Source organism: Prochlorococcus marinus, from assembly GCF_001180245.1.
Lineage (GTDB): Bacteria > Cyanobacteriota > Cyanobacteriia > PCC-6307 > Cyanobiaceae > Prochlorococcus_A > Prochlorococcus_A marinus_F.
In genome coordinates this window covers 1-230 of sequence record NZ_CVSV01000085.1, presented here as the reverse complement: position 1 = coordinate 230, position 230 = coordinate 1, and the positions used below count along the sequence as shown (strand labels likewise).

At 33.0% G+C, this 230-nt stretch carries 1 protein-coding gene; it reads left to right on the top strand.

Annotated elements, in window-relative coordinates:
* A partial coding sequence (locus AMO19_RS03395; RefSeq protein WP_306452414.1) for a 4Fe-4S double cluster binding domain-containing protein occupies positions 1–230 on the top strand: 230 nt, incomplete at both ends.

Sequence of the window (230 nt, the reverse complement as noted above, 5' to 3'; positions counted from 1 at the left end):
CACAATAGAAAGCAGAGATAAAATTATTCCAAAGAAAATAGAAAAAAATTTAGGTGGATGGGTTGCAGGATGTGATATTTGTCAAGATGTTTGTCCATGGAATAAATCAGTGCCATACAACAATAATCATGAAACCACACCGAGAGAATGGATTAAAAATCTTAATGTTGAGTCCCTCAATTGGGACGATAAAACATGGCAAGAAAATCTTAAAGGAACCACTTTAAAAA